Origin of the sequence: Gordonia alkanivorans NBRC 16433, assembly GCF_000225505.1 — a bacterium.
Classification (GTDB): Bacteria; Actinomycetota; Actinomycetes; order Mycobacteriales; family Mycobacteriaceae; genus Gordonia; species Gordonia alkanivorans.
The window spans coordinates 1-21,452 of sequence record NZ_BACI01000026.1 but is presented as its reverse complement, the minus strand read 5'-3'; the positions used below and the strand labels follow the sequence as shown (position 1 = coordinate 21,452).

23 protein-coding genes are annotated in these 21,452 nt (G+C 66.4%); 10 read left to right on the top strand and 13 right to left on the bottom strand.

Translation table 11 applies throughout. From position 1 onward, the window contains the following. Positions 1-28: 28 nt before the first annotated feature. The 4 genes from GOALK_RS03375 to GOALK_RS23825 all read right to left on the bottom strand — a co-directional run bounded on the left by GOALK_RS03375 (position 29) and on the right by GOALK_RS23825 (position 3,417). Positions 29-1,054: an N-acetylmuramoyl-L-alanine amidase gene (locus tag GOALK_RS03375; protein ID WP_040003964.1), complete on the bottom strand. Its 1,026-nt coding sequence runs from the start codon at positions 1,052-1,054 to the stop codon at positions 29-31. A 219-nt stretch (positions 1,055-1,273) separates the two neighbouring features. Next, entirely contained in the window at positions 1,274-2,338 is a 1,065-nt protein-coding gene (locus GOALK_RS03370) for a CobW family GTP-binding protein (protein WP_040003963.1), read from the bottom strand. Continuing rightward, the gene (gene trhO, locus GOALK_RS03365) at positions 2,326-3,171 is read right to left on the bottom strand and encodes an oxygen-dependent tRNA uridine(34) hydroxylase TrhO (protein ID WP_006357384.1); all 846 of its coding nucleotides are present in this window, start codon (positions 3,169-3,171) and stop codon (positions 2,326-2,328) included. Before trhO ends, GOALK_RS03370 begins: the two co-directional genes overlap by 13 nt. Before the next feature lie 60 nt (positions 3,172-3,231). Beyond that, positions 3,232-3,417, bottom strand: a complete 186-nt coding sequence (locus GOALK_RS23825) for a hypothetical protein (protein ID WP_042375637.1) — start codon at positions 3,415-3,417, stop codon at positions 3,232-3,234. A gap of 846 nt (positions 3,418-4,263) precedes the next feature. Between GOALK_RS23825 and GOALK_RS03360 the strand changes: the two genes are divergently transcribed. Further along, positions 4,264-4,608 (top strand): histone-like nucleoid-structuring protein Lsr2, encoded by a 345-nt coding sequence (locus GOALK_RS03360; protein ID WP_006357382.1) that lies wholly within the window; start codon positions 4,264-4,266, stop codon positions 4,606-4,608. A gap of 90 nt (positions 4,609-4,698) precedes the next feature. Then, on the top strand, positions 4,699-5,745 hold the full coding sequence (locus GOALK_RS03355) for a PHP domain-containing protein (RefSeq protein WP_040003962.1): 1,047 nt from the start codon (positions 4,699-4,701) through the stop codon (positions 5,743-5,745). Here the strand turns inward: GOALK_RS03355 and GOALK_RS03350 are convergent. The 4 genes from GOALK_RS03350 to GOALK_RS03335 all read right to left on the bottom strand — a co-directional run bounded on the left by GOALK_RS03350 (position 5,699) and on the right by GOALK_RS03335 (position 9,450). Further along, positions 5,699-6,940: a cation:proton antiporter gene (locus GOALK_RS03350; protein ID WP_006357380.1), complete on the bottom strand. Its 1,242-nt coding sequence runs from the start codon at positions 6,938-6,940 to the stop codon at positions 5,699-5,701. The two genes, GOALK_RS03355 and GOALK_RS03350, sit on opposite strands and share 47 nt — an antisense overlap. Before the next feature lie 81 nt (positions 6,941-7,021). Continuing rightward, entirely contained in the window at positions 7,022-7,606 is a 585-nt protein-coding gene (locus tag GOALK_RS03345) for a DUF1707 SHOCT-like domain-containing protein (RefSeq protein WP_006357379.1), read from the bottom strand. A 33-nt stretch (positions 7,607-7,639) separates the two neighbouring features. Then, complete coding sequence (locus GOALK_RS03340) at positions 7,640-8,875, bottom strand: serine hydrolase domain-containing protein (protein WP_006357378.1); 1,236 nt, start codon at positions 8,873-8,875, stop codon at positions 7,640-7,642. Between the two features lie 71 nt (positions 8,876-8,946). Then, on the bottom strand, positions 8,947-9,450 hold the full coding sequence (locus GOALK_RS03335) for a winged helix-turn-helix transcriptional regulator (protein WP_006357377.1): 504 nt from the start codon (positions 9,448-9,450) through the stop codon (positions 8,947-8,949). 82 nt (positions 9,451-9,532) lie between these two features. On the opposite strand from GOALK_RS03335, the gene GOALK_RS03330 reads away from it, so the two are divergent. Further along, positions 9,533-9,889 (top strand): hypothetical protein, encoded by a 357-nt coding sequence (locus tag GOALK_RS03330; protein ID WP_006357376.1) that lies wholly within the window; start codon positions 9,533-9,535, stop codon positions 9,887-9,889. 124 nt (positions 9,890-10,013) lie between these two features. After that, entirely contained in the window at positions 10,014-10,853 is an 840-nt protein-coding gene (gene ygiD / locus GOALK_RS03325) for a 4,5-DOPA-extradiol-dioxygenase (protein WP_462433822.1), read from the top strand. Positions 10,854-10,857: 4 nt separating this feature from the next. Here ygiD and GOALK_RS03320 read toward each other — a convergent pair whose 3' ends face one another. The 4 genes from GOALK_RS03320 to aqpZ all read right to left on the bottom strand — a co-directional run bounded on the left by GOALK_RS03320 (position 10,858) and on the right by aqpZ (position 14,391). Then, positions 10,858-11,343, bottom strand: coding sequence for an SRPBCC family protein (locus GOALK_RS03320; protein ID WP_006357374.1), 486 nt, complete (start codon positions 11,341-11,343; stop codon positions 10,858-10,860). A gap of 3 nt (positions 11,344-11,346) precedes the next feature. Beyond that, a complete protein-coding gene (locus GOALK_RS03315; RefSeq protein ID WP_006357373.1) occupies positions 11,347-11,721 on the bottom strand; it encodes an ArsR/SmtB family transcription factor in 375 nt (124 codons plus the stop codon). Positions 11,722-11,893: 172 nt separating this feature from the next. Beyond that, a complete protein-coding gene (gene abc-f / locus GOALK_RS03310; protein ID WP_006357372.1) occupies positions 11,894-13,549 on the bottom strand; it encodes a ribosomal protection-like ABC-F family protein in 1,656 nt (551 codons plus the stop codon). A 41-nt stretch (positions 13,550-13,590) separates the two neighbouring features. After that, positions 13,591-14,391, bottom strand: a complete 801-nt coding sequence (aqpZ, locus tag GOALK_RS03305) for an aquaporin Z (RefSeq protein ID WP_040003961.1) — start codon at positions 14,389-14,391, stop codon at positions 13,591-13,593. A gap of 414 nt (positions 14,392-14,805) precedes the next feature. Between aqpZ and GOALK_RS03300 the strand changes: the two genes are divergently transcribed. The 5 genes from GOALK_RS03300 to GOALK_RS03280 all read left to right on the top strand — a co-directional run bounded on the left by GOALK_RS03300 (position 14,806) and on the right by GOALK_RS03280 (position 18,711). Beyond that, positions 14,806-15,771, top strand: coding sequence for a hypothetical protein (locus GOALK_RS03300; RefSeq protein ID WP_035751043.1), 966 nt, complete (start codon positions 14,806-14,808; stop codon positions 15,769-15,771). Positions 15,772-15,965: 194 nt separating this feature from the next. Continuing rightward, a complete protein-coding gene (locus GOALK_RS03295; protein ID WP_050918639.1) occupies positions 15,966-16,439 on the top strand; it encodes a flavin reductase family protein in 474 nt (157 codons plus the stop codon). Beyond that, positions 16,436-17,176: a pyrimidine reductase family protein gene (locus GOALK_RS03290; protein WP_006357368.1), complete on the top strand. Its 741-nt coding sequence runs from the start codon at positions 16,436-16,438 to the stop codon at positions 17,174-17,176. The genes GOALK_RS03295 and GOALK_RS03290 overlap by 4 nt, the downstream gene beginning before the upstream one ends. A gap of 51 nt (positions 17,177-17,227) precedes the next feature. Continuing rightward, entirely contained in the window at positions 17,228-18,427 is a 1,200-nt protein-coding gene (locus GOALK_RS03285; RefSeq protein WP_006357367.1) for an NAD(P)/FAD-dependent oxidoreductase, read from the top strand. Positions 18,428-18,474: 47 nt separating this feature from the next. Further along, the gene (locus GOALK_RS03280; RefSeq protein ID WP_006357366.1) at positions 18,475-18,711 is read left to right on the top strand and encodes a hypothetical protein; all 237 of its coding nucleotides are present in this window, start codon (positions 18,475-18,477) and stop codon (positions 18,709-18,711) included. A 25-nt stretch (positions 18,712-18,736) separates the two neighbouring features. Here the strand turns inward: GOALK_RS03280 and GOALK_RS03275 are convergent, their stop codons facing one another. Continuing rightward, positions 18,737-20,326 (bottom strand): multicopper oxidase family protein, encoded by a 1,590-nt coding sequence (locus GOALK_RS03275; RefSeq protein ID WP_232283141.1) that lies wholly within the window; start codon positions 20,324-20,326, stop codon positions 18,737-18,739. 322 nt (positions 20,327-20,648) lie between these two features. Here GOALK_RS03275 and GOALK_RS03270 point away from each other — a divergent pair, with 322 nt between their 5' ends. After that, on the top strand, positions 20,649-21,395 hold the full coding sequence (locus GOALK_RS03270; RefSeq protein WP_232283140.1) for a TetR/AcrR family transcriptional regulator: 747 nt from the start codon (positions 20,649-20,651) through the stop codon (positions 21,393-21,395). The last annotated feature ends 57 nt before the right edge of the window (positions 21,396-21,452 follow it).

Below are 21,452 nucleotides of genomic sequence, written 5' to 3'. Positions count from 1 at the left end.
CGAGGTTAGTCGCCGGAGGCGGGCAGGCTCAGCCGATCGGCAGCTTCCCGTCGAACAGGCCGTACAGAATCGTCAGCATCGCCTTGAGGACCTGCGCCGACACGTCCTGCCCCTGGGTCGTCAGCAGCTGTACGACGGCCTCGGGCTCCTCGGTGGCGAGCAGCTGCTGGACGAATGGGATCACCACGGACAGCCCGCTGGCGTCGTCGGCCAGCGGCACCGACGGTGCGGGGGCGGAGCCGGTTGCCGCGCTGCCGTTGACGTACTTCAGGATGCCGTCGGTGATGGCCATCGCGTACTTGAGCTGGCCGTCGCGTCCGGCCAGTGCGGCGGCCTCGGCCGGGTTGGACAGGTTGCCCATCTCGATGAAAACGGCAGGCACCTTGGTCAGGTTGACCGCGGCGATGTCCGGACGCGTCTGGATGCCGTTGCTCACGCCCGCGTAGTTGGCCGACGGGAATCCCGCGGCGAGGAACGAATCGCGCATGACATTCGACGCCTTGCGCCCCTCACCCGACTGCACGCGGTTGACGGTGGGGTCCGGGATCGGCAACGACGGCACGATCATGTGGAAGCCCTTCTTGGCTCCGTCCGCTCCGCGGCTCGTCGAATCGGCGTGCAGGCTCACCGCCACCGCTGCCCCGGATCGGCTCGCCGCGGCGGCGCGCTCGTCCACGCAGCCGCCCCAGCCACGGTCGTCGGGCCGGCTGAGCACGACGCGGGCGCCCTGGCTTTCCAGGCCGGCCTTCACCAGCTGGCTGATCTGCCAGTTGACGGTGTGCTCCCTCGCGCCGTTCACCCCGGTTGCGCCGGTCGTCTGGCAATCCTTCTTGCCGCCGCGCCCGTCGGGCACCTGCGCGCTGAGGCTGCGGCCGGCGGCGCTCGCCTGATGACCCGGGTCCAGGAAGATCGTCTTACCTGCCAGCGCGGCCCCCCGGGCGGGCGCGGCCTGCGCCGGGGCCACCACCAGGTTGGACGCCATCACGGTCGACGCCACCGCCGTCACGGCGAAGGCGGTCGTCATCATGCGCTTCTTCATCATCTTCTGGAACATCGGCGTTTCGAGGCGACGACCACGCGTTTCAGCTCTGGCCATTCGCCTCACTCCTCCCGTTAGGCACCATCGGTCACACTGGTAACAGACTTAACAGTGAAACAGGGTTCGCGGAGTTTGCGAAATGGAAGACCTGGACCTTTGGGATTTCGTTAGCCAGATGTGACATCTCACCCGGCGTGTCGGGTGATCCACGACACGTGTCGCGAGGATCGGCGGTCAGGCCGGCACATGCCGCAGGACGCTGAGGATGCCGTGCTCGTCGGCCGCGTCCTCCGGCCGCGCGATCGCGGCGCGCAGTTCGGCATGCACCGCGTCGGGGTCGAGGCCTCGACCGATGGCGACGAGCTCGGTCGACGGGGTCTGCGACTCCCAGGACCCGCGCTCGACCCGGACGAAACCGCCCACACCGTGGACGACGAACTTCTGCCGGTAGCGAGGCAGGTCGAAGTGCACGATGCCCTTGATCCGGAAGCAGCCGCTCGGGGGCCGCTCCAGAAACCTCGCGAGCCGCCGCGGGTCCAGGGGTTCGTCGCTGCGGAAGGCGACCGCCTCGTACCCGGCGTGCAGATGCTGGCGATCGGAGTGCCCGTGCTCTTCGAGGAAGAGTTCGTCGAGAGTCAGTTGGCCGCTACGGGGTTCGTCGTCGACGGCCGTCTCGTCGATGTCGAACAGCAGCGCGGGGTCGACGCGGGCCTCCTGCGTGATCAGCGTTGCTGCAGTCGGATTCAGCTGGCCGACAAGCTCTTCGACGCCCCGAAGACCCGTGTCGGAGATCAGGTCGGCCTTGTTGACCAGGATGAGATCGGCAATAGCCATGTGCGCGTCGACCTCTGGGTGTTCTTCACGCAACGTGTGGATGTGCGCGGCGTCGACCACATAGACCAGACCGCCGTAGCGGACCCGGGGTTCCGCCACTGCGGTGACCATTCGGATGAGCGACCTGGGTTCGGCGATACCACTGGCCTCGATGACGATCGCATCGATCTTCGCGCTCGGGCGGACGAGAGAGGTCAGCGCGTCGGCGAGTCCGTCGGCGTCGACCGTGCAGCACATGCACCCGTTGCTGAGGCTCACCGCGCCGTCGGCCTGCGCGGACACCAGCAGTGCGTCGATGTTGACCGAGCCGAAGTCGTTGACCAGCACACCCAACCTCGTGCCGGTGGCACCCGCGGTGCGCAACAGGTGGTTGAGCAGCGTGGTCTTGCCCGACCCGAGGAAACCGGCGACGACGATCACCGGAACCGGCGGCCGAGCCGATCGGGACGCGCTCAGGCCAGACATGCCGGACAGATCACCGCGAGGTCCCGGCCTTCGCGATCGGGATGATTGGCCACATTGTTCGTCGGCGCGCCGCATTCGACGCACTGTCCGAGCACCTCGGCGTGATCGGAGAACTCGGTGCTCATGCGGTTGTCGAAGACGTAGAGCGATCCTCTCCAGAGTCCGTCGTCGCGGTAGCGCTCGCCGTAGCGGACAATGCCGCCGTCGAGCTGGTAGACCTCGCTGAACCCGCGATTGCGCATGACCGTGCTGAGGACCTCGCACCGGACGCCACCGGTGCAGTAGGTGACCACCGGACGATCTTTGAGGTGGTCGTAGGCGCCACTCTCGAGCAGCGGGATGAAGTCGCGGGTGGTCTGCGCCTTGGTGACGACCGCCCCGTCGAACCGGCCGACCTGGGCCTCGATCTCATTGCGGCCGTCGAAGAAGACGACCTCGTCACCGCGTTCGTCGACGAGCTGGTGCACCTCTTCGGGCGACAGCCGGATACCGCCGCCGACCACGCCGTTCTCGTCGACGACGATCTCGTCGGGAACTCCGAACGTCACGATCTCCGGACGCACCTTGACACTCAGGCGTGGGAAATCGTCGCCGGTCCCGTCCGACCATTTGATGTCCGCGTCGGCGAACCCCGGGTACGAACGGGTCGCTCTGACGTAGCGTTTGACCGCGGCGATGTCGCCACCGACGGTGCTGTTGATTCCGTGTCGTGACACGATGATCCTGCCTCGCAACCCGAGCGACTCGCACACCGACAGCTGCCACAACCGAATGGCTTCCGGATCGGGCAGCGGGACGAAGACGTAGAACAGGACGATCTTGGGGGTCGACACAATGCAAGGGTACGGAAATCGATCGCGGCGGCCCGTACCCGTCCCCCGCCGGCGGCCGGCTCATTTCGGCCGCGTGATCTGCGCTTCGTTCGCGATCGTGATCACCGCGACAATCGTGACCGTTGCGGGATGTTCGTTACCCACCGACACCACGCCTTCACGAATCGTCATTCCGCCCACCAACGAACTGTCGACCCTCACCGAGCTCGAGTCGGCATCGACAACCACCACCACGGGTGAGGACACGGCACAGAATCTTCCCGATTGGACAATTGGGCGAGTCGTCGCACTCGCTCCCCGGGTCGACAATTCGCGCTTTCATCAGGGATCGGTCACGCCCGATTCACCGATACAGGACTCGTCGGGCTTCCATTTCTCCACACCCGATCGATCAGTCAATTGCTCGACGGGCACCAACGGGAGGTCGTCGCTGGCCTGCCGTATCAACGAGGGTGGCGACTCCGGCCCCACGACGCGACGCTCCCGTCCGTCCACGGAGCCGGCCTCCTGTGACTGGGCACCCGATTACGCAATCCTCAGCTCGGACGGCCCGCAACGCGGTGCCTGCACCAATCGCTATCCGGTTCTCTATCGCTCATCAATAGTCGACTTCGGGTACACGATTTCCATTTCCCGATTCTCCTGCCTCGTCGAGACAGTCGGCTTGTTCTGTCTCGAATCGCGGTCGAAAGCGGGATTCTCGGTGACCGACAGCGGATACCGAACAATCTATGCGGCTGATCGTGCGCCCGAAGATCTGGTGGCACTCTCCCCGGAAGAATCGGACGAATCAGCCCGACGTGCGACGACCATCACGTCCACAACTCGGACATCACGGGCCACCACTCGCCCCGAGACACCCCGACTGCGGCCATCCGACAGCAGTACAGTGCCCACTTCCTAAGAATTCTCGGGTCCCGACTTCCCTGAGTCATTTCGATACTTTATGGTCTAGGCGGGGGTTCTCAGCGACTACTCATAGTTTGGGTCTAAGCTGTGCACCGAAGAATAGATCAAAACGGGGTGGATAAGGTTTAATAGACCCCCACGGCCGAGTTGGTCGCATGACACAAATCGAGGGGAAAGCGTTTCATGGCGAAGAAGGAAATCGTTCAGGTCATCGACGATCTCGACGGCAAGGTTTTGGATCAGTACGAAACCGTTCGGTGGTCACTCGACGGCAAGAATTACGAGTTCGACACTTCGTCGAAGCACGCTCAGCAATTCCGCGATTCGCTCTCGAAGTACCTCGACATCTCGCGCCAGACCGGCCGGGTGGGCAAGCGTACGACGGCCACCACCGCAGCCACCGGCGGCGGGCGCAACAAGGAGACCACCAAGGCCATTCGCGAATGGGCCATTCGCGAGGGCTACGAGCTCAGCGACCGCGGCCGTATCCCGCAGAGCATCATCGAGGCCTTCGAGGCCGCACACTGACCGGTCACGCGTGAGGACTTCCTCGCTCGTCCCGAACCACCGCCCGGCTGCACTCGTGCGCCGGGCGGTAGTCGTCTGTGGGGTGCAGACGTGAGGGCGCTCGAACCACTCGGCGCACCGGTCGACCCGGTGGAGGCGTTGGCCCGTATCTCCTGGCTCCTCGAACAGCGGCGGGAAAGCACTTATCGGGTGGAGGCGTTCCGGCGCGCCGCCCAGGCCGCGGCACGACTCTCCTCCGACGAGCTGCGGGACCGTGCGTCGGGCCGAACCCTCACCACGGTGAAAGGGATCGGCAAGACGACGGCGGCCGTCATCGGACAAGCCGTCGACGGCCGGGTCCCGGAGTATCTCGCCCGGTTGCAGGACGACGATCCGACCCACCCGCCGGAAGGTGCCGACGACCTGGTCGCCGCCGTTGTCGGTGATCTCCACGCGCACACCGAATGGAGTGACGGCGGCTCTCCCATCGACGAGATGGCCTCTGCCGCACAGGCCATGGGTCACGAGTGGCTGGCCATCACCGATCACTCACCTCGACTGACGGTCGCCAACGGGTTGAGCGCCGAACGGCTGGCTGCCCAGATCGAGGCGATCGATGAGTGGAACAGCAGGCAGGCGAACGGTTTTCGTCTCTTTCGCGGCATCGAGATCGATATTCTCGACGACGGCGCACTCGATCAATCGGACGAGATGATCGAGCGTCTCGACATCGTGACCGCCTCCGTGCACTCTCACCTGCGGATGGACCACGACGCGATGACGGCCCGTCTGGTCGCCGCGGTCTCCGACCCGCGCGTCCACGTCCTCGGGCACTGCACCGGCCGCCGAGTGCTCAGCGGGCGCGGCCACCGGCCCCCGTCGACCTTCGACGCCCGTGCAGTGTTCGAGGCGTGCGCGGCGAATGACACGATCGTGGAGATCAATTCGCGTCCCGAGCGCGTGGACCCGCCCGACGAACTGATCGAGATCGCTCTCGAGGCCGGCTGTCTGTTCGCGATCGACTCCGATGCTCACGCACCCGGGCAGCTCGAGTTCAAGGTCCTGGGTGCGCGTCGCGCCGTCGAGCACGGCATCGAACCGGACCGGATCGTCACGACGTGGTCGTCGGATCGCTTGCTGGAGTGGACTTCCCGATGAGCCGGGCAGCGAGGGGAAACAGCAGTACCGTCGTCGCGCCGGCAGCCACCAGGGTGGAGGCGAGGGCTGCGGAGATGAGCTCCGAGGACACCGCGACCTCGGTGACCGCCACGATGATCGGCAGTCCGGTCGCGGCGAACAGAGCCAGCTGACCGCGCTCGCGCGGGTTGTTCAGGAAGTGCTCGTCGTCGAGGTAACGAGCGCTGAACCAGACCGGGACGCCGCGGGCGATCGCGATGGCCAGCACCAGGACCACCCAGGTGCCGGGCTTCGACGCGACCGCGGACACGTCGATGTTCATACCCGAGGTGACGAAGAAGATCGGGATGAGGACCCCGAACCCGATGACCTCCAAGGATTTGCCGACATGCGGATGCTCGGGTCCGATGAGTCGGCGGAGGATCAGTCCCGCGGCGAACGCACCGAGCACGACGTCGAGGTCGAAGACCGCGGCCACCGTCATGAGGGACACGAGCAGCAGGACCACGACGCGCACCGGCAGCTGCACGGTTCCACCGGCCATCTCACCGATGGCCCGTCCGATCCCGGGGACGCGCGCAAGGATGCGTTGTGGGGCAGCCGCGATCAGCAACGCGGCCAACACGAAGAGCACCAGCACGATCACCGCTCCTCCGAAGCTCCGGCTGGTCAGCAACAGCGACATCGCGAGCACCGGTCCGAGCTCGCCGACCGCGCCGTGCGCCATCACCGCACGCCCGAGCCGGGTGTTGTCGAGGCCCGCCTGCTTGAGTATCGGCAGCAGGGTGCCGAGCGCGGTCGAGGTGAGGGTGATCGCGATCGCGATGTGGGCGGTGAAGCCGGCCTCGCCCAGCCCCAGCGCAAGGGTCGTGGCGACCAGTGCCACCGATCCCCAGGCGATGAGCAGACTCACCGCCCAGGACAGCTGCGCGACGCGACCGGTTCTGCCGCTCAACAGCTTCGGGTCGAGTTCATAGCCGGCGAGAAGGAACAGCATGCCCAGACCGAGCTGGCTGAGCATGTCGATGCCCGTGCGATCGGCCCAGTCGAGCGCGTGCGGTCCGATGACGATGCCGAAGACCAGCAGCAACACGGCATCGGGAACGTACCCGCGGGACAGCCTCGACAGCAGCGGGCACACCGCGGCGATGAGGACGATCCAGAACAGCGACACGATCACCGAGGTGTCGGTGGACGCGGACTCGGCGAGAATCATGCAGAACATCCTGGCACGGCGCCACTCTCGTCACGCGAGAGCGTCGCGTTCCCCGACCACACGGAGGCCGTGGCGAACCGGTCAGGTACGGCGGATGATGACCGAGGTCATGCCGGACGCCGATCCGATCAACTCGATGACCGCTCCCCCGGGCCGCGTCGGGGCTCCGGCCTTGTCCTTGACCTTCGACCAACCGGACAGGTGGAGGTCGCGGTGACGGACCTCGTGTTCGGGCCCGAGCTTCAGTTTCACCGTCGACGCCGAGACCTGCAGTTGCACCGAGGTCGACGGTCCGGTGAACCGCGCCGCGGTGAAGTCCAGGTCGACGGTACCCACTGACGCTGTCGCGAGGATCGAGGACGGCACCTCCCACACGCCCTTGCGTCGGACCTCGCTCCAGTCCGCGTCGAGGTGGAGCGGTTCGGCGGCGGGGCCGGTCGGTGCGGCAGCGGGTGGTCCGGGGAACAGCTTGGCGGCACTGGGGAGATCCTCGAGCACCGTGCGGAGTTCGCGGCGGGTCTTCGCCGTGTACACCAGTCCGGCGCGGTCCTCGAACTCGACGATCTCCAGATATCCCGCTGCGAAGGCATCGTTCAGCAGCGCGATCGCGCGCTCACGCTCGGGGTTCCCGACCCGTAGATCATCATCGGATAGGCGGTCGACCATGTACCCCACCCTAGGCACCGGGCCACGGCGGCTCTAGTCACGAGGGATCAGCGGCGCGTGATCAGGTGCCATCAGCGCCCCGATCCGCGAGAAGATCGGGTTGCCACCGTTCTCGTAGGAACCGTCGGGTCCGAAGGCCGCCGCTTCATAGGTCACCGCGACGGCGATCGAGACCTTCTGGTCGGGAAGGTAGCCGACCACGGCGGCATAGCCGTTGAACAGCGGGTTCTGGACGAGCCAGTCCCCGGTCAGGACCACACCCATCCCGTAGGTGTAGCGCTCGTTCATCGCCACGCACGTCGCGCATCCGGGCAACGGCCGGGCGATCCCGCGGAGCCTCGTCGACGTCATCGTCTCGTAGGACTCCTTCGAGAGCGTCTCACCGGCGAAGAGCTTGCGTCCGGTGGCCTCGACGTCGTAGATGTTCGACGTCTGGATGGCCCCGTGGGTGATGCTCCACGACGGATTCCAGCCGGTGGTCTCCTCGTAGAACGGCGCTTCCGAAGGCAGTTTCAGGATTCCGCGTCGCTCGGAGGAGTACGCGTGCAGGGCCGGATCGGGGATCGCCGCGGTCAGGTTCGACACGGTGTTACTCAGACCCAGTGGCTCCGAGATCCGTTCGCGGAGCAGATCTTCGACGGGCTTACCGGTGATCTTCTGCAGCGCCAGACCGAGGACCACATAGTTGGTGTGGGCGTAGTTCCAGTTGGTGCCGGGCTTGTACAGCAGCGACTTTTCCATTGCGTACGAGAGCATCTCGCCGGTCGTCCACGCCTTGAACGGATTGTTGAGTTCTTCCGTCTCGAACGCGTCGTTGCCGAGAACGTAGTCCTGGTATCCGGAGGTCATGGTCGCCAACTGGCCGAGCGTCACCTCGTCGGCGTGCGGAATCTCCGGGACCCACCTGCCGATGGTGTCATCGAGGGCCACCACCCCCTCGTCGACGAGCTGCAGGAGAACCGCGGCGACGTACGCGATGGCGACGGAGCCGTTGCGGAAGTGCATGTCGGGGGTGGCCGGGATACCGGTCTGGGATTCGCCGAACGCCTTGGTGATCACCTCGTCGCCGTCCTGCGTCACGCGAACGATCACTGCCTTGAGATGCTTCGACGTCATCACGTCTTCGACGATCTGCTCGATCTCGGCAGCCTTCCCGGGGTCCGAGGAGGTGGCCGAGCTCGGCGAATCCGAGGACGAACCGGATGTTCCGCAGGCCGCGAGGGCGGCGACCATCAGTATTGCCACGATCCCCGACCAGCGCTTCGCCATACGGTCAGCATCTGTGACCGACAGCCACCGCATACCCGGATTCGACGGGTATGGCACATATCCGACGAAAGCTAGGTGCGGGCGGCTCGACCGTCGGAATCTCCGTAACGCTCCCTCATCTCCGGGCCCGCCGCGGGCCCGGCCGTGTAGACGAACCCGGCCCCGTCGACACGCTCACCGGTGTCGGCGTCGACGACCACCGGTTCGACCTCACTGCGCGTCTGTTCGTCGACGAGGATCATCGACCGTTCGTCGGGCGCCAACTGCGCATTGCGCCAGGCCGCCATCACGACGAGCACCGGACGCAACGAGCGGCCGAGTTCGGTGAGCACGTACTCGTGTCGAACAGGATTCTCCTGATATCGGCGCCGTTCCAGGATGCCGCCCTCGACAAGGGTTTTCAGTCTGCTGGTCAGCATGCTCGACGACAGTCCGATGTTCGCCCGGAACTCGTCGAACCTCGAGTAGCCGTCGAAGCAGTCGTGCAGGATCAGCACCGTCCACCATTCCCCGACGATCCCCAACGTCGTCGACAACGGACATTCTCGATCCTCGAGCCTGATCTTGGTGGCCATCGGGTTCCTCTCGTCACCAGTTGGTGCTAATTTAGCAGTGACTTGTTACTTCTGTCGTAGCACCAACCCCTGGGAGATCCTCGTGACGAACACCTCGATTGCGGACTGTCCGGACGCGGTCCGCGCCTTCATGCGGCTGACGACCTGCAACGACCGAACCGCAGCCACCGCATTGTTCACCGAGGACGCCGCGGTCACCGATGATGGCCGCGACCACGTCGGCATCGCGTCGATCCGCGACTGGCTCGATCGCGAGGCGAGTGAGTACACCTACACCACGACCGTGGTGGGCGCATCGAGCTCGCCGACCGACGGAGCCGTGGTGACCACTCGGCTCGAGGGCGACTTCCCCGGCGGCGTGGTCGATCTCGACTACCGGTTCGGCCTCGACGAGCAGGGACGACTCCGCCGCCTGGTCATCGAACCCACGGGCACCTGATCCACCCCGGCGGAGCCTGCGCCGTGGCCGGATCACAGCCCACGCGGGAACGCGTGGCGTAGCGTCGCCGGTGACCCGACCAGCGCGACCCGAGGCGGCGACCATGACCACTGCCCCACCGACGATGCCGGCCGCGTTCATCGGACACGGCAATCCGATGAACGCGTTGGAGCGCAACCGGTACACCGAGGCGTGGCGAGCGCTGGGGCAGGCGGTTCCGAAGCCGCGGGCGATCCTGGTGATCTCGGCGCACTGGTACACCAATGCGACGGCGGTCACGGCGATGCCCCGCCCGCGCACCATCCACGATTTCTACGGGTTTCCGCAGGACCTCTTCGACGTCGAGTACCCCGCTCCCGGCGACCCCGAGGTCGCCGAGATGGTTTCCGACGTCGTCAAACCCACGTGGTGCGGCCACGATCTGGACAGCTGGGGCATCGATCACGGCACCTGGTCGGTGCTCGTCCACACGTTCCCCGACGCCTCGATCCCGGTTCTGCAGTTGTCGCTCAACGCCTTCAAGGACTTCGAGCATCACTACGAGCTGGGCCGCAAACTCGCGCCGCTTCGCGAGCAGGGCGTGCTCATCATCGGCAGCGGCAACATCGTCCACAATCTGCACGCGATCGATTTCGCCAGGGCCGACACCGGTTACGACTGGGCCCATCGGTTCGACGACGCCGCCCGTGAAGTACTGCAGGACAACCCCTCTGACGTCTTGAGCCTCGACGGCCATCCCGACTTCGACAACTCGGTGCCGACACCGGATCACTACTTGCCGCTTCTCTACATCGCTGGTCTCGCACAGGAATCGCCGCTCGATCTGCTCGTCGACGGCCACGCGGCCGGTTCGATCTCGATGGCCGCCTACACGCACGGCCTGGACGTGAAGACGGGAACGTTCGGCGACACGCCGGCCGCCGAACTGCCCGACGGGTTCCCGTCCCTGGACTCGAACATCTGACGCGTCAGGACTTCAGGAACTCGTCGATCTGGTTGATCGCGCTGGTAGCACCTTCGACGACGCCCATGTCGAGCACCTTTTGGAGCGCTTCGGCGGAGTCGTAGGTGCTGATGTAGGTGGCGACGGTCTTGCCGTCCTTCTCCACGAACGCGTACGAGTTACGCGACTCGGGCATGTCGGTGAGCGGGTTGAGGTCCGCGTCGGCGAACCCATCGAGAAACGTGAAACCGTGTGGCTCGTCGACTGATTCGACCTTCCAGTAACCGCCGAACTTCTCACCTTCGGGACTGGTCATGTAGTAGGTGACCTTGCCGCCCGGCTTGAACTCATGGTCGACGAAGGTCGCGGGATAGGTCGGTGGGCCCCAGATCTTCTCGAGTTGACGCGGATCGGCGTAGATCTGCCAGACGCGTTCGACGGGGGCGGCGAACTCGGCGTTGATGGTGATCGTGCGGGCGTCGAGGTCCGGGGTCACATCGATGACAGGCATTGGTCATTCCTCCGATGGTGTTGCAGTTGTTGGTGTTTCGAGCGAGAGCAGGTCGTCGATGCGCGCGATACGGCCGCGCCACACCTGTTCGAGTTCGGAGAGCATGGAGGCCACCGAACGCACCGCGGCGACATCGCCACTGGCCAGTTGCTCGCGCCCCTGACGACGCTTCGTCAGCAAGCCCGCCTTCTCCAGCACGGCGACATGCTTCTGCACTGCCGCGAAGCTCATGTCGTATTTCGCGGCGAGTACCGAGACCGAGTGTTCACCGGCGAGCACGCGTCGCAGGATGTCGCGACGGGTGCGATCGGACAGCGCGTGGAACAGGGCGTCGGCCCTGTCCTCCTCGTCTGGCGATGTGCCAGTGGTTCCGGCCACACCTCCAACATACAACCAGACGGTTGTATGTCAACCCCTACGCCGGTACTCGTCATGCGTCACCGCGGCACCGCCAGACTTCAGCCCGACATACAGACTTCATCCGAAGTCTGTGCCCCGAGTTGAGGTCGACCGGTCTACGCCACCCTCGGCGAGGACCAGGCCCAACGCGTCACTGCTCGGTGACGCGACCACGCTCGACGTGCCAATGCCGGTCGACGCGGACGTTCGACAGCATCCGCCGGTCGTGGGTGACCAGCAGCAGTGCGCCGTCGTAGGAGTCGAGCGCCGACTCGAGTTGCTCGATCGCCGGGAGATCGAGGTGGTTGGTCGGCTCGTCGAGCACCAGCACGTTGACGCCTCGAGCCTGCAGCAACGCCAGCCCGGCCCGGGTGCGCTCCCCCGGCGACAGCTCGCCGACCGCCCGATCGACATGGTCGGCGCGCAGGCCGAACTTGGCCAGCAGCGTCCGAACGTCGGCCATGGTGTGGTCGGGTACGAGTTCGGCGAAGCGGTCGGCCAGCGGCGTCGTACCGGTGAACTGCCCACGCGCCTGGTCGATCTCACCGATCGCGACGTTGGCACCGAGTTGCGCGGAGCCCGAATCGGGTTCGAGGTGGCCGAGGAGGAGCCGGAGCAGCGTCGACTTGCCGGCGCCGTTGGGCCCGGTGATCCCGATGCGCTCCCCGGCGTTCACCTGAATCGAGACCGGCCCCATCACGAAATCGCCTTGGCGCACAACGGCGTTGTTCAACGTCGAGACGACGGAGCTCGATCGCGGCGCCGAGCCGATGGTGAACTCGAGGACCCATTCCTTGCGCGGTTCGGCGACCTCGTCCAGGCGCGCGATCCGGCTCTCCATCTGCCGGACCTTCTGTGCCTGTTTCTCACTGGATTCGGTCGCGGCACGGCGTCGGATCTTGTCGTTGTCGGGCGCTTTGCGCATCGCGTTGCGGACCCCCTGGCTCGACCACTCACGTTGCGTGCGCGCCCGCGCCACCAGATCGGCCTTCTTCGCGGCGAACTCCTCGTACTCCTCGCGCTTGTGTCGTCGCGCCACCTCGCGTTCCTCGAGGTAGCTCTCGTACCCGCCGCCGTACACGGTGTTGGTGTGCTGGGCCGAGTCGAGTTCGAGGACCCGGGTCACCGTGCGCGCGAGGAACTCTCGGTCATGACTGACCAGCACGACGCCGCCGCGGAGGCCTGCGACGACCTCCTCCAGGCGAGCGATGCCGTCGAGGTCGAGGTCGTTGGTCGGCTCGTCGAGCAACACGACGTCGAAGCGGGAGCACAACAATGCCGCCAGTCCCACCCGGGCCGCCTGGCCGCCGGACAGCGCGGTCATGGGGGTGGTGTCCGGGTCGATGAGATCGGTGGCGAGGCCGAGGTCGGCGAGCACCGCCGGCAGTCGTTCGTCGAGGTCGGCGGCACCGGTGGTGAGCCAGTGGTCGAGCGCCGCGGCATAGACGTCGGCGGCATCGTCCGGGGCCGAGTCGTCGGCGAGTGCCGCGGCGGCAGCGTCCATCGCCTGCGTGGCGGCCGTGCATCCGGTGCGACGCCCGACGTACTCGCGGACGGTCTCACCCGGAATCCGCTCGTGTTCCTGCGGAAGCCAGCCGACGAAGGCGTCCGACGGTGCCCGCGACACCGATCCCGCCAGCGGCGCGAGGTCGCCGGCCAGGACGCGCAGCAGCGTCGTCTTGCCCGCCCCGTTCGCTCCGACCACCCCGACCACATCGCCGGGAGCGACGGTGAGGTCGAGGTGATCGAACAGGACGCGGTGGGCGTATCCGCCCGCGACGTCCTTGGCTACGAGAGTTGCGGTCATCGGTCAATGGTCGCACCACCGATGACCTCGGCCGTGCCCGGTCAGCCCCGGGGCTCCCCCGGACTCGGAGCGGGGGCCGGCTCGTCGGGCGCCCTGCCCAGCGCGAACTTTCCGTTCCGGAACATCAGCGGATACAGGATGCCGCCGATGAGGCCGCCCAGCAACGGGGCAAGCCAGAACAACCACAGCTGGCCGGGGGCACCGTTCCCGTTGAAGAACGCGACCGCCGTCGAACGTGCCGGGTTCACCGAGGTGTTGCTGATCGGGATCGAGACGAGGTGGATCAGCGTCAGCGTCAGACCGATGGCCAGCGGGCCGAATCCCGCTGGAGCCCGGTCGTCGGTGGCGCCGAGTACGACGAGCAGGAAGAACGCGGTGAGGACCACCTCGGCGATCAGGACGGCGAGCAGGGTGTAGTTGTTCGGCGAGTGGTCGCCGTAACCGTTGGCCGCCATGTTTCCGGTCGCCTCGAATCCGGGCTTCCCGCTGGCGATGACGTACAACAGGGTGCCGGCGAGCAGGCCGCCGGCGACCTGCGCGACCCAGTAGCCTGGGAGATCCTTGACCGGTAGGCGGCCGCCGACCACCGCACCGAGCGTGATTGCCGGGTTGAAGTGCGCGCCCGACACATGCCCGACGGCGTAGGCCATCGTGACGACCGTCAATCCGAACGCCAGCGCGACGCCGAGCAACCCGATGCCCAGCTGGATGAGGGTGTCTCTGTCATCGCCGGCGCTCGCGACGTACTTGGCAGCGAAGATCGCGCTGCCGCAACCGCCGAAGACCAACCAGAAGGTGCCGAACAACTCGGCGAGCAACCGGCGTGGAGTACCTGCTGTCATGAGACCTGTCTCCTTCGCCCGGCTCGTCGACTACAGGCACGGCAGCGCCGAGCCGGTCCCAACCACCGCCTACCGAGTGGAACGCAGTCGCCCCTGCGGTGTCTGCGGGTTCACCGATCTCATGCCAAGAATTGACCTTCCGCGTCCCTCAGTTCGAGGACCGCCCGCGGCCGCGGGTCGACATCCTCATTCGACTGCATGAAACACGGCAGGCCTCGCGCGGTGGCAACGGTCCGGATCGACACGGTCACGCCGCAGCCCGGAACCAGCATTGACCTGCAGCGACAATCCAGGCATCACTCACGATTCGTTTTTCTCGGACACCGCCGAGGGCGTCAGTGTGCGCGGTACTCTCCCCGAGTCGACGACCGCCGCGAGCCGTGGGTCGTGTTCCGCTGAGAGAAGGAGCCAATCGTGGGCAGTCCCTACGATCCGAACGAGCCCACCCGGCTCGGCCCGCAGGGTGGACAACCCGGGCCCGGCCAGCAGCCGTATGGCCAGCAACCCCCCGGCCAGCAGCCGTATGGCCAGCAGCCCTATGCGCAGCAGCAACCCTACGGCCAGTTCGGGCAACAGCCCTATGGGCAGCAACAACCGTACGGTCAGCAGCCCTATGGGCAGCAACCCTACGGTCAGCAACCGCCTCCGCCCCCGTCGTCCGGCGGTGGCAAGAAGTGGTGGTTCATCGGCGGTGGCGGACTCCTGCTCGTGCTCATCGTCGTCGTGGCCGTCGTCCTGGCGTTCACGCTGGGTGGCGGTGACAACAGCTCCGACGAGCCGAAGGTGCCGACCGCGTCGGCTGTCGCCATGCTGCTGCCGGAGTCCGAATTCCCGGACATCACCGGCGAATTCACGCTGGAGACCGAGCAGTCCGACGACGACGGCACCACCGTCGACAACGAGAAGTGCGCGCAACTGGTGAACACCCCGGACACCAGCGCCGACTTCGCGCAGCGCGAACTCTCCGAGACCGTCGACGGCGGCGAGGTGTTCTTCGGCCTCGACCAGTACAGCGCCGACGTGACCAAGCCTGCCGATGGTGGCTACGACGACTTCGACGACATCCTCTCCGCCTGCGAGACCTTCACGCTGAACCTCGAAGAGGACGGCGAGACCATCCCCGTGGCAATGAAACTCGACGAGCAGACCCTGCCCATCAGCGGCGACTACAAGGCCGTCCGGATGACCGGTCAGTTCTCCATCTCCGACATCGAGGTCCACATGGTGGGCACGCTGGTCGTCGGCGAGGAGCGCGGCGTCTCGTTCTCGGTGTCTCACAACACCTTCAGCGACAGCGCACCGTCGGTCAGTTCCGAGGTGACCAGCAACCTCGCCGAGATGTACACCGCGCAGCGTCAGCAGATCGCCGACGCCGCGTAACTCGACGCTCAGAGCCGCCATCTCCGTGCGGGAACGCCGGGTGAGGCCCGGCGGTTCGACCGCGGAGGTGGCGGTTTGTGCTGTGCCGTCCGCATCCGCAGGGTTGAGACCTCTGCCGACCGGGTACCAACTCACGGCATCGCGTACCGCGAGAGGAAGAGGTGGATGTGGCCGGCACGGACGCTTTCGACAAGATGGTCGAAGTCATCGACTACCCGGTGTTCGTGATCACGACCGTCGCCGAAGGTCGACGCTCGGGATGTCTCGTGGGATTCGCCACCCAGACGAGCATCGACCCACGACGCTTCCTGATCGGGATCTCCCAGGCCAATCACACGCACGGTGTCGCGACGGCCGCCGAGTATCTCGCGGTGCACCTGATACCGAGCGATCACCGGGAACTCGCGGAACTGTTCGGAGGACAGACCGGCGACGAGATCGACAAGTTCGCGCGCTGCCGATGGTCGGCGGGACCGCACGGGTTGCCGATTCTCGAGGACTCGGAGATGTGGTTCGCCGCACGCATTCTCGACCGCATCGATGTCGGCGACCACACGGCGCACATCGTCGAGCCGGTCGACGGCGCGATACTCGTCGACGATCCCGAGCGGGATTCGTGGGTCAGCTTCGCCGACACCCGCCACATCGAGCCGGGACACGACGCATGAGCGACCAGACCGACGTGCAGAACGGCACCGGCTTCGACGCCCCGGCCTTCGCCGAACGTCTCTACGCCGACTTCCCCGAGGGACTCCGCACCAACATGGTCATGAGCATCGACGGCTCGGTCAGTTTCCGCGGCCGTGTCGGCCCGCTGTCCTCGCCGGCCGACCGCGCCCTCTTCCACGCTCTCCGCGCGTTGTCCGATGTCGTGCTCGTCGGAGCCGCCACCGCACGCGTCGAGAAGTACGGTCCCCCTACCCTGTCCGACGAACTGACCGAGTTACGGTCGCGCAACCGGTGGCCGGGGGCGTCGGACATCCCGCGCCTGGCGATCGTCACGATGACCTGCACACTGCCCGAGCGGTCGCTCGACGTTCCGCCCAAGCATCGTCCGATCGTCATCACCTCGGCACAGGCCGACACCTCCGCGGTGCGGGGTCGAGCGGAGATCATCGCGCTCGGTGACGACGGCATCGATCTGACCGCCGCGATCGCCGAACTACGCGCCCGAGGCCTGCGGCGCATCAATTGCGAAGGTGGCCCGAGCCTGCTCGACAAGCTGTCCGAGGCCGACCTGGTCGACGAGTTCTGCGTGACGATGGCACCCCAGGTGACCGCCGAAGGCAACCCGGTGACCGACCCCGCCGCCGCTGTGCGCAGCCCGCTCGACGCCCCTCGTCGATTCCGGCTCAAGCACGCCGTCCCGCACGGCGACGACGTCTTCCTGCGCTACGTGCGGTGACTTCGGCGGACCCGTCCAGTTTCCCGGCGGTTCCACCGGGTACCCGCGGCCATGACCACATCCAGCGAGACCCGCCGGTTCGACGTCGTCGTCGTAGGCGGCGGCAACGCCGGCATCAGTGCCGCAGCACGCCTGACCCGACGCGGCGTCTCTGACGTCGCGATCATCGAGCCCCAAGCCGTACACACCTACCGGCCGTTGCTGTCCTATGTCGGTGGCGGACAGGCGACCCTCCGCGACGCCGAGCGCACCCAGCGTTCGGTGACCCCGGAATCTGCGGCCTGGCTGCGGGATTCGGTGACGTCGATCGATGCCGTCCGACGGACGCTCCGGTGTGCGTCGGGAATCGTCGTGGAGTACCGAGACCTGGTCCTGGGGGTCGGTCTCGTACCCGACTCGGACGCGATGCCCGGCATCGGTGAGACGATCGACGACCCGTCGGTGACCAGCAACTACCTCGATCGAGCGGCGAAGACCTGGGAGCTGGTGACATCGATGCCGCGCGGTGGTCGAGCGGTGTTCACGGTGCCGCGATCCCCGGTCAGCTGCACCGGCACCACCCTCAAGCCGCTGTTCCTCGCCGCCGCGCACTGGGAACGTACCGGAATCCTCCCGACGCTCGACATCACCCTGGTCGTGGACCGCCCGGCTCTGCTCGGCGTCGACAACCTCGACGCCCGCCTGTTCGCCCGTCTCGACGAGCTCGGAATCCGTGTCCTCCTGGATACCGGGGTGCAGTTACATCCCGGCGGCAGGCGGGTCACTGCGACGTCGGCTCACCACACCGAGGAGCTGGAGTTCGACATGCTGCATGTGGTGCCGCCCTTCCGCGGCCCGTCGATGATCGAGGAGTCGGGACTCGCCGGGGACCAGGAGCACGGACTCATCGACATTGATCCGCACACCCTCCGTCATCGCACCCATCCTGAGGTCTGGGCGATCGGCGACGGTGCCGCCATCGCCACCGATCCGTCCGGAGGCGGACTCCGTCGGCAGGTCGAGATCCTGACCGACAACGTTCTCGCCGCACGTGACGGCGGGGCCCTGCGCGATTACGACGGATACACCGTCGCCCCGATCACGACCGCATCGCATCGCCTCATCGCGGCAGAATTCGACCGGGACGGAAACGTGGCCTCGTCGCTGCCGTCCTTCGTCGATCCCCTGAAGCCACGTCGCAGCGCCTGGGCGTTCGACCGTTACGTGCTTCCCCGCCTGTACTGGAATCTGATTCTGCGAGGACGTGTCTGACGCGAGCTCGGCGGGCCCACCAACGGCCACCGCTAGGATTCTCGTCCATGAGCAAGTCGAAGAAGAGCTGGAAAGAGCTGTCCCCCACCGCGAAGGTCGCCATCGTGGCCGTCGCTGCAGTCGATGCCGGAACCCGCGTGTGGGCCCTGCGGGATCTGGCCGGACGGCGGCCCGAGGAGATCAACGGCCCCAAGCGTGCCTGGATGATCGGCCTGTCGTTCGGTTCGACCGCCGGGATCGCGCCGGCGATCTACCTGCTGTGGGGCCGCAAGCGCCGAGGCTGAGGCCACCGGGAGCGACCGCCCCCGGTCAGGGCACCACCCGGTATCGCAGCATCATGTCGTGATCCTCGTGGTCGAGGATGTGACAGTGCCAGACGTACCCCTGGAGATCCTTGGTGACCATGCCGTGCGCAGGCGTCGCACCGACGTGGTTGTGGTGCGACGCCGGTGCCGGCCGGGCCGCCGCCTCACCGGATGACGGGCGTGTCCAGGACTTCGTCGGATCGGACGAGAAGATCGCGTCGGGGTCGAACCCCAGTTCATCGGCCGTCGGAAAGCGCACGACGATCGAGGTCACGTGCCCGTCGGTGGCGTGCACGGTGTCCTTCCAACCCGCTTCCCAGGCGGCCGGCCCCCGCATCGGTCCGGCGTAGAAGCGGCTCGGATCCGGCGCCCAGCGGGTACCGATCGGCGGCTGCGGGTTCGCCGCCTGGTACTCGACGGTGCGCAGGGGCCGTCGTCCGAGGATGCGGAACATGACCAGGTGCAGGTGGACCGGATGCGGGTCCGGGGTGATGTTGATGATGTCCCAGCGTTCGGTGGTGCCCGCCCGCGGCTTCTCTATCTGGGGGTCGGAGTAGCGCAGGTTGTTCAACGACATGATGGCCGGTGCGACACGCAGTTCATAGGGCTGGGAGACGCTGACCTTCCGGACGCGCTGCGGGGTGGCGATCGGCGGGATTCGGGCGGGGCGTCCCCGACCGCCCCTCAGCGTCGTCGGGACGCCCCGGCGTTCGCCGCGTGCTGCGCCGGCGATGAAACGGCAGAACCGCGTCATCGCCACCTCGCCGAGCATCGCCGCCTGGAACGGCGGTACCAGATCGTTGCACAGATCCACGGTCTCCCCGGGCGCCAATGAGCTGAAATCGACCAGGAGATCGAAGCGCTCGCCGGGCGCCGCCTGGAACGATCGGGTGGGGACCGGCGCGTTGAGCAGGCCGCCTTCGTTGCCGATGACCCAGAAGCGCATGCGGTTGGAGAAGAAGAGATTCCACACCGAGAACGACGCCCCGTTGATCAGCCGGAAACGGTACAGCCCGCGGGCCACCGTCGTTTTCGGCCACACCTTGCCGTTGACCAGGCCGCGGTCGCCGACCGCTCCTCCCTCCCACATCCCCTGGGGGACCACGGGCGTCGAGCGCAGTGACTGATGCCCGTCGGCGCGGAAGATCTTCTCCTGCAAGATGAGTGGGATCTCGTACTCACCGGACGGAAGACCCAGCGGGTTCTGGGGCGTACCCGTGTCGTGGTCGTCGCGCAGGAAGTACATCCCGGCGAGTCCGGCGTAGACGTTGGCGCGCGTGATCGCCATCGCATGGTCGTGATACCAGAGGTGGCCGGCCTCTTGACGATTGGGGAACTCGAACAGCGCCGTGCCGTGATGCGGCAGCATCAGCCGTTCGGGGTTGCCGTCGAACTGGGGTGGGGTGACGCCGCCATGGAGATGCATCGAGGTGACCGGCTCATCGCGATACCGTTCGGAGACACCGTGCAGTGACGTGTCCAGATCCGCTGCGAAGACGTGCTTTCCGAGTTCACTGCGATAGTGCACGGTGGTCTGCTCGCCGACATGCGCCTCGATGGTCGGCCCCAGGTACGACTCGTCGTTGTAGGCCATCGTCGGCACCTTCGGCTGGTCGCGATGGACCGGTTGCTGGTGGTACGGGCGACGATCTCGATCGGCTGCGACGGCGACGAGGTGATCGTGCGCGGCACGGGAAGGTCGTCGACGTACGGAGCCATCTCCGGTGAATGGAAGATGGTCGGCAGCTTGATGGGCGGCAGCTTCGCGGCCGGCAGCGGATCCCCGACTGCCGGCGGGGCGCCGAGACGGCCCGCCGTCGCAGCCGACGCGGCCGCGGCGGTTGTCCCCCACAGAAATTGCCGACGATTGATCCTCTGCCCCGGGCGATCCCCTTACCCCGGACGACTCGAAATCGATGAACCATACCACCGGTATGGTTCTGTCGACACAGCTCGGTGCAACCCTCGAATGCCGGGTCGTCGCTGGTCGTCGTGGTGTACTCGGTCACGAGCGTCGTCCGCGCCGACCGGAGAGGATCGCCCAGAAGATGCCCGAGTCCCGTCGGAGCTCACGCCTGCGCGCCACCGACTGGGTAGACGCCGCACTCGTACTCCTCACCGCCGAAGACGGAGGTGAACACGGGGTCACGATCTCCCGCTTGTGCAGGACGCTGGGAGTCACCAAGGGCAGCTTCTACTGGCACTTCAGAGACCTCGACGCCCTGTGGGAAGCGATGGCCGTGCGCTGGCAGGAGGAGAACCGTCGACGCATCACCGACGTGGACGAGCTCTCCGAGATGCCGCCCGACGGCCGCCTGATCGCTTTGTCGACGATGCTGATCGGCAAGGATCATCTGACGGCGGAACGCGCCATCCGTAGCCGGGCGCGCAGCAACGCCAACATCGCCGACACGGTGCGCAACATCGACACGGAGATCTTCCAGGCAGTCGAGGCCATCCTGGGCGAGTTCGCGATGGGCCCGGGACAGGCCCGCCTGTTGTCCGGTGTCCTGGTGTACGCCGGGATCGGCTACATCCACGGGCATGAAGGCCTACCGACCATCTCCCCGGACGACATACAGCGCGCGATACCCGGGTTGTTGTCCTTGACCGTGGCCCAACCTTTTGCCGATCCGGAACCGCCTGCGTCGGACAGTCCCTGACGCTGCGACTCACCCTGTAGTAGAACTGCTGCCTCAGATCACAAGCGCTAGTTGTAA